This is a genomic window from Streptomyces nanshensis (assembly GCF_001751255.1).
Lineage (GTDB): Bacteria > Actinomycetota > Actinomycetes > Streptomycetales > Streptomycetaceae > Streptomyces > Streptomyces nanshensis_A.
Genome location: NZ_LJGW01000229.1, coordinates 1 through 10,574 on the forward strand (window position 1 = coordinate 1; position 10,574 = coordinate 10,574).

Below are 10,574 nucleotides of genomic sequence, written 5' to 3' on the forward strand. Positions count from 1 at the left end.
GTTGTGGAGGGAGGCGTCGTGGAAGACGGCGGCGTTGTTGACCCAGCCGCACAGTCCGCCGGGCGCCGACTCCGCGAGATCCGCGGCCTGTTGGACGGCCTCGTCGTCGGCGGCGCTGCCCGCCACGCTCCGGGCCCGTGCGGCGCCCGGATGCTCCGCGAGCCATTCCAGCGCCCCGCGGTCGAGGTCGACCGCGACGACGGTGTGACCGTCGTCCAGCAGCCGCTCTGCCACGGCCCGCCCGATCCCGCGTCCGCCGCCCGTCACCACGATCCCGCCCGCGTCCGCCACCCACGGCCCTTTCACTCTGCGCTTCCGGCCTCGTACGCGGGGCAGCGTCACGTGTGGGTGCTGCGGGTGTCAACGGCTTTCGCCGCCGGCCGCTCCCCTTCTCCGGGGGGTGCGGCTTGGGTGTTTGGCCGCGCCCCCGGGAGGGGGTTGGGGTGTGTGGGTGGGGTTTTCAGGTTTGGGGTTTGCTGCCGTGGTTGGCGTTGTTCTTGCGGCGTGCTTTCTTCTTGCGGCGGCGTTTTGAGGACATGCCGGTTCTCCTTGTCTTCTTGGTGTTGTGGCCGGTGGCCGGGGCCGGGGGTCATGGTGGCAGTGGGGGCGGGGCGGGGGCCAATCGAGGCCGGGTGTCGGCTGCCGGCCGGGGTGCCGGGTTATGTGGCTCGTCCGGGGTTGTTGCGTGTTTGTGTTGTGTGGAGGAACCATTCCTGTGCGGCGTCGGCGACGTGGTCCAGCGCTCCGGGTTCCTCGAAGAGGTGGGTTGCTCCGGGCACGGTCTGTACCCGGTGGTCGGCGTGGAGGAGTCCGGCGGCTTCCCGGTTGAGGCCGAGTACCTGTGTGTCCCGGCCGCCGACGAGGAGCAGGACGGGTGCCTGTACGTGGGGGAGGGCGTGGTCGGCGAGGTCGGGGCGTCCGCCGCGGGAGACGACGGAGACGACCCGGTGGGGGCGTGTGGCTGCGGCGGTCAGGGCTGCGGCGGCGCCGGTGCTGGCGCCGAAGAGGTGGACGCCGAGTGTGCTGGTGGCGGGGTGTGTGCCGAGCCAGTCGATGGCTGTGACGGTGCGTTCGGCGAGGAGGGGGATGTCGAAGCGGTGCCGTCCGGTTGCCGCGTCGGCTTGTTCCTCGTCCTGGTCGAGGAGGTCGATGAGGAGTGTTCCCCAGCCGTCTTGCCGTAGTTGCCGGGCTACGGCCCTGTTGCGGGGGCTGTGGCGGGAGCTGCCGCTTCCGTGGACGAAGAGGACGATGCCGCGTGGTGAGGCGGGAACGTCGAGGTCACCGGCGAGTTCCACGTTGCCGGGCACTGCTATCGACACCGGTTCCGAGAACATCGGCACCCCTTCTGTTTCCGCGTTCCGGGCTGCCTTTCCGGGGCGTCGGGTAGCCGCGGAGAGTCGGTGTCATGCACCGGGGGACAGACAAGGAGCAGGGGTGCTTGCCTGTCGGGGTGCGTCTGCAGCCCCCCCGGGTACGGCCGGGGGTGCGGTGGGGGTGAACGGATTCTGGGGTCCGGAGGGTGCCGGCGTGCTGCGCCTGCCGCCGGGGACGCCTCGTTGCGCCGGCGCGCGCTGCTCGCGCGCGCTGCTCGCTGCCGCCCGGCCCCGAACCGGCCTTCTCGCTCTTCTTCCTGGGCAGCCGGCCGCCTCAAGTGGTGTGGGATTTCCGGTGGTTGGGCTGGCCGGACTCCGGTTGCCCGTCAGCCGGACCCAGGCTCTGGCGTGCTGAGCGAGGCCTGAGCCTGTACGGCGACCGGGCGCGCCGCAGTTGCCTGCTTCGAGACCTGAAGGCGTGGGGGTGGCGTGCGGTGGTGGATGCGGCCGTACCGGCATCGCCCTGACCTGTCGGCCTGGCCGGCTGTTCTGGCCGGGTGCCCCTTTGCTGGCTGGGCTGTGGCTTCTGTCCGCCGCCGCCTGCTACGCCCCCCCGCTGAGACGTCGTGGCAGCGGCGCTACGTGCCGCCGGTTCACCCGCCGAATTACGTGAACTCGGCCTGTCGGGCTGCCGGTTGGCGGTGTCCTGCCTGTCGTCCCTTGCCCTGTCGCCTCGTCGCCCCCCGGCGTTGGGGGAGGTCGGGGTGGTTGTCGCCTTACGGTTTGGCCGTTGTCGACGGCTGCTGTGGACGGGCGGTGCACTGCGGGTGGTGAAAGGCGGTATCGGGGGAGAGTAGGCGAGGGGAGTGTTCGTGTCGGCTGCGTGCTGCGCCGCGCCTGAGCGGGCCTCCCCCCTTAAGGGCCGCCGCGCGGCTTGTGATGTGCGTGCCGTGTCTGGGCGGGTTTCTGTGGCGGCGCGCTATGTCTCGCTGCCCTTCTTTGTCGTGTGGGACGAGGTGGGGGAGGGGCCTCCGGCTGCGGTGAGTTGTCTGTCTGACCACGCCGCAGGGAGGCCCTGGCTGGTGACTCTATCCCCGGTGGCTCTGTCCTCGGGGGTTCTCCTTTTCGGGCGCGGCTGCGTCTCGGGGGGGTGTGAACTGCCGTGCGTTCGGGGCGGGTTGGCGCACGCGCCGCCCCTCCGGGCTCTAATGGGCCCGTGGGCCGAGGGGGTCGGGTCTCATGCCATCGGGTCGCTGTCTGCGCGGGGTTGACCGGGGGTGTGCCGGGGGCCGGACGGTGGTTGTCCGTCGCTGTGATTGTTCGTCCTGCCGCCGTAATCGGCTGCCCCTCTCTCGTGCTCTTTCTTCTCCTGGCTCGGTGTGGGTACAGGGAACTGTCGTGTGTGGTCGTGTGGTTGAGGCACGCGCGTGCTGCTGTTCGCTGTCGGGAGGTGGGGTGTTGGGCGGGTTGGCAGTCATGGTCTCGGCGCCCCACGGCACGGTTTGCTCTTCTCTCGCCCTGGGCTTTCGCCGTGTCTGTGTCCGCGGGCTTATGCCTCCTCGGGTGCTTCCGTGTACGGGGCAGGGCTCTGCGTCCCGGGCCGTGTCCGGTCCGTGTTTCGGTTCCGCGTGCCGGCCCGTGTGTGGGGTGGGTGCGCTTCTGGTGTCGTGTCCCGAACCCTCGGGCGCAATGCTGGTCTTGACGCGGTGAGGGGTTCCGGGCCCCGGGGGCGTGCACGCTGGTTTTGACGCGGTGAGGGGTTCGGCCCCTCGGGGGCGTGGCTGCTTGGCGTGTCCCCGGCCCCGGTTCCTCTCCCTCCCCGGGCGCTTTCTCTTCTCTGCCGGCCCCTCGGTGTCTCCTCTGCGCTCCACCTCCTCTCGGGGGTGTGGTGGTACAGCGAGTGCGCTGGGTGGTACGGCGTTGTTCTGTACGGGCCTGGGGGCCGCTGGGGCGTTGTGGGGTGGGGGAGGGTGGGGGCGTGTCTGTGTATCAGGTTTCGTGTCCGGTACGGACGGCGTTGACGATGGTGGAGATGCATGTGCTGGAGGGGGGTGGCTTCGAGGTCGAGCCGGCGTTGTGGTGTGTGCTGGAGAGGGGGCACGGCGGGTTGCATCACACGCCGGGCCAGGCGTTGCCGGCCGGTGGCGGGATGCCGTCGGTGATGGTGTGGCTGCGGTGGCCGGACGGGGACGCGTTCGGGCCGTCGCGGGAGTTGCTGGTGCTGCCGCATTGTCCGGAGCAGTTCCTCGAGGGCTGTGATGCGGCGGAGGCGTGTGGTCTGCCGGAAGGGCATGCGGGGCGCCATGGCTGGGAGTTCGGCCCGCCGGTGACGAGCGCGGATCTTCCCCCGGGCTGGCTGCTGTAGCGGCGTTCCGCCGTCTCGGCCGCGCGGTGCGACTGTTCCTGCACCGCATCGCACCGGTGCGCGCGGCGGTCTCGAGCCGGGGCTGTTCGTTCGTCTCTCCGGGAGACGAGGGGGGTGTGCCGGGGTGTCTCGTGTTCTCTCGTGGTCCTCACACCCCCAGGGGGCTGCTTTCTGCTGCGGCCCTCTTGGGTTTCCGCTGGTAAGGCCCGAATCCGTACGGCGCAAGCGGGAGTTCGGGGGACGCGGCGGGGCCCGTCAGTGAAGGGGCTGTGCTGCGCCCCGAGTTGGCTTTGCCGGCGGTCGGTAGGCCCTCTGCCCCCTCCTCGCCGTGGTGCCCGGCACCGCGGTGGGATGGGGGGACTTGTTGCCGCCGCCCCGCCGCGGTTTCGTGGGCGGTTTCGGTAACGGTTCTAGGCTGCCCAGGGCGTGCGCGCAGGGGCGGGCTGGTGCGCCCCTGCGGCTGGTTCGTCGTCGGTTCTGGTGTGCCGCTTCGCCGGACGCCAATTCGGGGGAGTGGCGGTGCTGTTGTTCCTCACCCCCGGCCTCGGCCCTGCACACCACCGGCACCCCCTGGACGCGATCCCCCCTGCCGTGCCCCCGGGCCCACTCAATTGCTGTACGGAGTACGACAGGTCGTCTTGCCGACCCGACCCGACCGGCCCGCCCCTGGCCCCGCCGAGCTGCGCCTCGCCTGGCGGGTGGCCGTGTCCGGGAACGAGTTGCATCGCCTCGCCGGGCCGAATAGGACCGCACGCGCCCGGGCCCTGGGTGCAGCACTGTGAACTCGCCACCGCCGTAGGGGAGTTCACAGTGTTGGTCTCCGAAGCCGCCAAAGCGAGCTTGATTCACCGTCGAGACAGTCGACGCGAAGCCCTCTCGGGGCGTTGCCGGACCGCTTTCTGTCTGCACGCCACCACCGGGCCTCGTGCCCTGAGCGCGTACGCACTCGCTCGTCTTCGCCCCGTTTTCCGGACGCAGCGGCTGTGACACCGGCGAGAACCGATGCCGTCCTGGGCGCGCTGCGCACTGACTGCGCATCAGGTCGTGTGGCGTGGAGGGACTGAAGAGTCTTCTGCGCACACACGGCCCACTCCGGATGTCTTCGCCGTCGTGACAGCCTATATCTCCAGTAGCGCCGCGGAGCCCCGGCCGTTCCACGGCGGAAGACTGCGGGGGAGAGCGCCTGTCTGGCCTGTCACCTTTGCTGCGCCTCGGTGTGCACACGGCGCCTCCAGTCCCCCTGACGTACGCCAACTCGCCTGTCACGTTCTCTCCCTGTCCGGGGCGGGCGGCCGGTCATGGTCCCTGACGTGTGCCGGACACCTGTGAGGTTCCCTTTCTCTCGGGTGTGTGGGCGAACGTCCCTGCTCTGGAGTGTTGTTGCCAGGTGTCTTGATAGGTTCGCGCCAGCGCTTCCTTGTATCGAGGGGTTGGGTTGTGAGGGGTTGGTTGCGTGGCTGCGGGTGGTGAGGCCGGGTCTGTCGGCGCGGGTCCTTACGGGACGGAGGCGGCGCGTAAGGCCCTGTTCCAACTCCTCGATGCAGGCGCCCCGGTGACCATTACGCGGGAGTCGGGCGAGGGCGTTCTGCGGGCCGTGCTGACACCGCTGGACGCGCTCTCCGAGGAGCAGCGCGCGGTCCTGTCGTCGTGGCCTTCGCACGGGCTCACGCAGGCGCGGCAGACGCTCGGCAGTCTCGTCACCGAGGCCGCCGCCGGCGCGCCGCAGCGGCTGCGCAAGCGCACCCGGGACGTCGCGGTGCTGCTGCCCGCCGACCCCAGCCCCAGCCCCAGCCCCGACTCCGGTGCCGGCACGGACGCCGGGATGAGCCCCGCGGCCGCCGCAGACCCTGCCCCCGCCGCAACGCCCGCCCCGCTCTCCCATGAACCCCCGCCAGCACCGCTCCCGTCGCCGTCTCCGTCTTCGACGCCGGGGTTGGTGTCTCGTCGGCGGGCGCTGACCGCCCCCGCTACTGCCCTGGACTCCCTGACCACCCCCGGCCGGACCCCTCTGTCGTACGGTCTTCCCGCGCTCGATGCTGCGACCGGCGGTCTTACGCCCGGCCGTCTCACTCTCATCGCTGCCGCGCCCGGCACCGGGGGAAGCCTGCTGGCCGTCTCCGCGGCCCGTGACGCGGCGGTTGTGCACGGCCGTACCGTTCTCTATGCCGCTTCCGGTCCCAGCGCGGCGGACGTCAGCGCCCGGATCGCCGCCGCTCACGCGGGTGCCGACTATCAACGGCTGCGTGCCGGGACGCTCGATGCCCCCGCCGGCATACGGGCCGGGATCGACGCGGCCGGGCAGGCACCGCTGTGGGTGGACGACGGCGAGGACCTCGACACGGAGGCGGTCGCCGCCACCGTCGGCGACGTCGACGGCCTCGCCCTGCTCGTGGTCGACCGCCTCCAGGCCGCGCCGGATCCGGCCGTACCGCTGTCCGGAGACGCCCTCCCGATGGCAACGCGCGCCTTGGTGCGTCTCGCCCGCGACCACCGGCTCCCGGTGCTGGCCGTCGTCGACAGCGACGATCCCGCCCTGATCGCGGCTCTGCGCGCGGACGTCGTGCTGCGCCTGGAACGCGACGGCGACGCGGCCCGCCTGAGCGTCACCGACGCCGACTTCGGCGCCGCCCCCCACGGCCCCGCCGCCGACACCGCCGTCCTTCTGCGTCCCGATTTCGCCCACGCCCGTTTCCTCGACACCCCCGCCACACCACCCGGCGAGACGCCCGCCGTCCCGGCACCGCCACCAGCGGCCACACAACCCGCCGCGCCCCCGCCGCCCCCGACAGCCCCCGCCACGCCCTCGACGGCGCCCGCCCCGCCCCTGCCGTCTCCGCCGCAGGGGCCCAAGTCCCGCCCCGCGGCAGCCCGTTCCGGCTCCATCGACACCGACGTGGCCGACCGGATCCGCACCACCGTCACCGCCGCGCTCCACGACGCCGGCGGCGACCCGCAGGCCGCCACCAACGCGTTGATCAAACGCGCCGTCCCCGACGTCATGGCCTGGTTCGACCACACCCGCAAAGGCAGCCGCTACGAACACTCCAGCTTCCCGCCCGTCAACGACCTGCTGAAGAAGACGGGCCAGAAATCCGGCGCCGACGCCGTCTGGGAAGGACGACTGAGCTGGAAGAACATGCCCCTGCGCACCGACACCGCCCCCCGGGAGGTCACCGCGCTGGACGCCAACGCCGCCTACCTCGCCGCGTTCAAAACCCACCTGCCCATCGGGCAGCTCACCCACGACGACAGCGGCACCCACGACCCCAAACGCGCCGGCATCCACCACATCACCCCGCCCCCCTGGAACCACACCGACCTCCCCTCCCCCCTCGGCGACCGCCGCACCGCAGGCGACGTATGGATCACCGAACCCACCCTCCGCCTCCTCCAGCGCTGCGCCCGGGACGGCCTATGCGAGGCACCGGCCATTCACGAGTCCTGGACCTCCGGCGCCACCGAGAACGTCCTGGAAAAACTCCGCCGCACCCTCGCCCACGTACGCCGCGAAGCCATCGCCCACGAAGACGAGGTGACCACCGAATACCTCAAGGCCGCCTACGCGAAATTCATCTCCACCATGGGCGAATCCACCTACAACCGGGAGATCCGCCGCCCCGACTGGATGCACATCCTGCGCAGCCAGGCCTTCGCGAACCTCTGGCTCAAGGCCCGCAAAGCCCACCAGGCCGGACTCGACGTCGTCGAAGTCACCGGCACCGACGAACTCCACCTCACCGGCGACTGGCGCCGACTCTGGGACGAGGGACGGGACCTGACCGAGATGAAACCCAAACACCACTACGTACTCGGAGGCAGTGACCAGTGAGCGCCCGCGAGGAATGGGGCTGGTTCGCCAAACACAACGCCCACGGCATCCCCGGATCCGCCGCACTCGCCGCCGAACTGGCCCGCATCGTCCGGGAGACCGGCATCAAATCCCCCCTCACCACACCCCGCGGCCTCGGCGCCCGCCTCCACTACCTCGACACCACCACCGGCCACCAAGCCCTCCGCGACGCCGGCGTCCGCCCCGGCACACTCCGCCGCTGGAAACAGGGCAAAGCCAAACCCAGCAGAAACTCCCGGGAAAAGATCGAACAGGCCTACCGCGAAGTCCGCACCCACAACATGGTCCGCTCCGGCGCCCTCACCAAACGACTCCAGCAAGAAGGCCGCGGCACCCGCGTCGAGATCTACCCCGTCAACCAGACCGACGTCCCCGCCCCCCGCCAACGCGACGTACCGCAACGCTCCGTACGCATCCGCGACTGGGCCACCATCACCCACGCCTGGGCCGCCGGCGACGACGCCCAACTCGACCAGGCCTGGGGCGACATCATCGCCGGTATCGCCTCCGAATACGTCGCCTACGCCTACGTCTCCGGCATCGGCATCGGCGCCTGACCCGGCCCGCTACGCCCGATCCCCCCGGCCCCGTACGGGCAGTTCAACCCTCAGCACCACCACAACCGCAACAGGCAGCCACCACGGCAGGACCCACCCGCCGGCACACGGCCCCCAACGGACCGCCCCACCAACGCAATCCGCCACGGACGCAGCACACACAACGACCCCGCCCCGGGCGAGCACTACCGCCCCGAAGCCGCCTGACGCAGATGACGACTCACATCACCGACGAGACGCAGACGGACCCGCCGCTCCGTGAAGCACCACCGCCCATCACGCCACGCGAAGCGATCGTGGTACCGGCCGCCGGCGATGGGCTGCAGCGGCAGATCAGGCAGCGCCTGCAACACGGTGACGTACGAACGCGAGACTGCCGTGTCCGCCTCGCCGTCGACCTCGATGGCGATATTGGTCGTCACATGCTGGGTCCGCGGCGTGCCGTCGGCATAGACGATCACAGAATCCCGGAACATCTTCTCGATCGCCTCACGGCCGCTCACCGGCTCGCCACTGCCCGTGAAGGTGGCGTCAGCGAGAAGAACGCCGAGCCCAGCGAAATCACCGTCGTCCACCAGCTCCGCGTAACGAGCGATCAAGTTCTCGACAGCACGATGACTCGATACCGGATCGGCGGGCCTGCTGACAGGGCCGGACATGGTCTCCTCCAGACAGGGAAAAACTGATCTTCAACGCACTGCCCTCGACGCCAACAAGCGGCACAGCTCCCGGACGCTCCAGGCAGCAGAACGCCCTTCCGGCACTCAACACCGCAGAAGCGCCACCGAGACGCCACCCGACAACGCCGTACACCCGCTCTACGCCAGGGAACCCCGCGACCAAAACCGTCGCGACGCTCGCCCCACCGGCCCTCCGGGCAAGCATGCCCCACCCGAGATCAAAGCCCCACCGCACCCTGCCCTCCAGCCCATCGACGACCCAAAAAGATCCCCGGGCGCAACCGCGGCCACTGCTCCCACGGAGCGAGCACGAAGGCAGCTCAGCGCAGGACCGCCGCAGCGCCCAGACGACGCCCACCCGCCCAGCGAGCAAGAAGGCCCACCTGACATCACGTAAGCCCCGATGTAAGTCCCCTTCCCCCGACGGGAATTCGACCACCCGAGAGCCCCTCTCCCCGCAACGCCCCCGCACACGGTGCCGCTGTACATTGCCGACTCTGAACCACGGCCAACAGGCAAGCGAGGAGACCCCCTTCACCATGGGCACCACCATCGTCCTCCGGCGCACGCACCACCCCGCCGGAGACAAGACCGCCAAGAGCAGCCGCGACCGGACAGAAACGACCGACGGCAGGGGCCGGGCCCGGTACGAGATCACCGGCGCACTCCTGGAGGACTTTGGTGGCCGGGTCTACCTCGACCGCGAACTGCCGCCCGGCGGAGTCAAGGCCTACAAGACGGCCCGCAAACAGGGCGTGCGCTCCATAGGCATGTGGACCGACCCACACCGCCGGCACCGATGGGCCCGCATCGTCACCACCCCGGCCACCGGGGGAGCACCCCAGCGATACGAGGTCTACGGAGGAGAGCAGGAACACCTCCTGGGAAGCATCCAACGGGAACGGAGCTTCACCGCAGGCCACCTGCGCACCCGGTGGCTCCTCCAGCCCCAAGGACAAGCTGCCGCCGTGGGCTACAAGGGCCGACTCGCCTGGTGGTGCATCTGGTACCTCATCTTCCCCGTGCAGTGCGTACTGGGCGTGGCCTCACTCATCGGCGGCGGAGACCTCTTCCGCACACCCCGCCGCACCGGCTACCGCCGCAACGGCACCCGCATCCTGGACTACGGCCGAGGCCTCCAGGACCACTTCCGCCTCACCGCCACGAACCCAGAGGACTGGGACCCACGGCTGCTCGCCGCACTCCTGGCGCTGCACACCAGCCACGACGGCATCACGGGCGACTCCTGGGACGCAGGAGCCCCGGACCCGGACGAGCAGGCATCCCCCGGAACGGAGTGATCTGGGGAGACTGGGTGAAAGAGCGTCGAACAGACAGCGAGGGCCGGACACCGAGGAGGACGTCGTCCTCTCGGCCCCGGCCGCAGCGCCGTTACTGCTCGTCGTGATCCATCAGCATCCTGAGCGCGCCGATGACACCCACACCGACCAACAGCGGTGTGCCGGCGGCGGGGTGGTACGCCGTCACGTACGCGGCGCCTGCTCCGGCCATCAGCAGCACCAGGATCTGAAGCTGCTTGTCCTTGTTCACGGTCGACTCCCAACATCGAGTGCACGTCCCGATTCCGGCACGTGCTGTTGTGGGAGAGAGCTCGTTGGCCGGACGGTATTACGCGGGAACGCTCGCGAATTTCAGTTGGATTCGCGAGCGTTCCCGCGGCCCAGAACCCAACCAGGACACCCCAACCCTGTAGCTGCGCTTTCCGGCGCGGAGCGCCGGGCGGCCCTCATTTCCAACTTGGGGAAGCTGTACGACGATTCGGTACCACAAGATCAACCCGGAGGGTTG

The 10,574-nt window shown here is 70.3% G+C and carries 9 protein-coding genes; 4 read left to right on the top strand and 5 right to left on the bottom strand.

What is annotated here, in order from left to right; all coding sequences use genetic code 11:
* From AN218_RS13265 to AN218_RS13270, 3 genes are all read right to left on the bottom strand, one after another.
* Positions 1-291 (bottom strand): SDR family oxidoreductase (locus tag AN218_RS13265; RefSeq protein WP_141747564.1); only part of this gene is annotated, 291 nt, incomplete at its 3' end.
* Between the two features lie 169 nt (positions 292-460).
* A complete protein-coding gene (locus AN218_RS39190) occupies positions 461-538 on the bottom strand; it encodes a 50S ribosomal protein bL37 (protein WP_476755960.1) in 78 nt (25 codons plus the stop codon).
* Positions 539-659: 121 nt separating this feature from the next.
* On the bottom strand, positions 660-1,334 hold the full coding sequence (locus AN218_RS13270) for a dienelactone hydrolase family protein (RefSeq protein WP_070017048.1): 675 nt from the start codon (positions 1,332-1,334) through the stop codon (positions 660-662).
* Positions 1,335-3,291: 1,957 nt separating this feature from the next.
* Here AN218_RS13270 and AN218_RS13275 point away from each other — a divergent pair.
* The 3 genes from AN218_RS13275 (at position 3,292) to AN218_RS13285 (ending at position 8,085) form a co-directional block, all read left to right on the top strand.
* Positions 3,292-3,678, top strand: coding sequence for a hypothetical protein (locus tag AN218_RS13275; protein WP_070017049.1), 387 nt, complete (start codon positions 3,292-3,294; stop codon positions 3,676-3,678).
* Between the two features lie 1,552 nt (positions 3,679-5,230).
* Positions 5,231-7,507, top strand: coding sequence for a DnaB-like helicase C-terminal domain-containing protein (locus AN218_RS38750; protein ID WP_141747565.1), 2,277 nt, complete (start codon positions 5,231-5,233; stop codon positions 7,505-7,507).
* The gene (locus AN218_RS13285; RefSeq protein ID WP_070017050.1) at positions 7,504-8,085 is read left to right on the top strand and encodes a hypothetical protein; all 582 of its coding nucleotides are present in this window, start codon (positions 7,504-7,506) and stop codon (positions 8,083-8,085) included. The genes AN218_RS38750 and AN218_RS13285 overlap by 4 nt, the downstream gene beginning before the upstream one ends.
* Before the next feature lie 185 nt (positions 8,086-8,270).
* Here AN218_RS13285 and AN218_RS13290 read toward each other — a convergent pair whose 3' ends face one another.
* Entirely contained in the window at positions 8,271-8,744 is a 474-nt protein-coding gene (locus tag AN218_RS13290; RefSeq protein ID WP_070017051.1) for a nuclear transport factor 2 family protein, read from the bottom strand.
* 560 nt (positions 8,745-9,304) lie between these two features.
* Between AN218_RS13290 and AN218_RS13295 the strand changes: the two genes are divergently transcribed.
* Positions 9,305-10,066 carry a hypothetical protein gene (locus tag AN218_RS13295; protein ID WP_070017052.1) on the top strand — a complete coding sequence of 254 codons (762 nt, stop codon included), beginning with the start codon at positions 9,305-9,307 and terminating at the stop codon, positions 10,064-10,066.
* Positions 10,067-10,157: 91 nt separating this feature from the next.
* On the opposite strand, the gene AN218_RS36685 is transcribed toward AN218_RS13295, so the two are convergent.
* Positions 10,158-10,316: a hypothetical protein gene (locus tag AN218_RS36685; RefSeq protein ID WP_171908674.1), complete on the bottom strand. Its 159-nt coding sequence runs from the start codon at positions 10,314-10,316 to the stop codon at positions 10,158-10,160.
* Positions 10,317-10,574 lie beyond the last annotated feature (258 nt).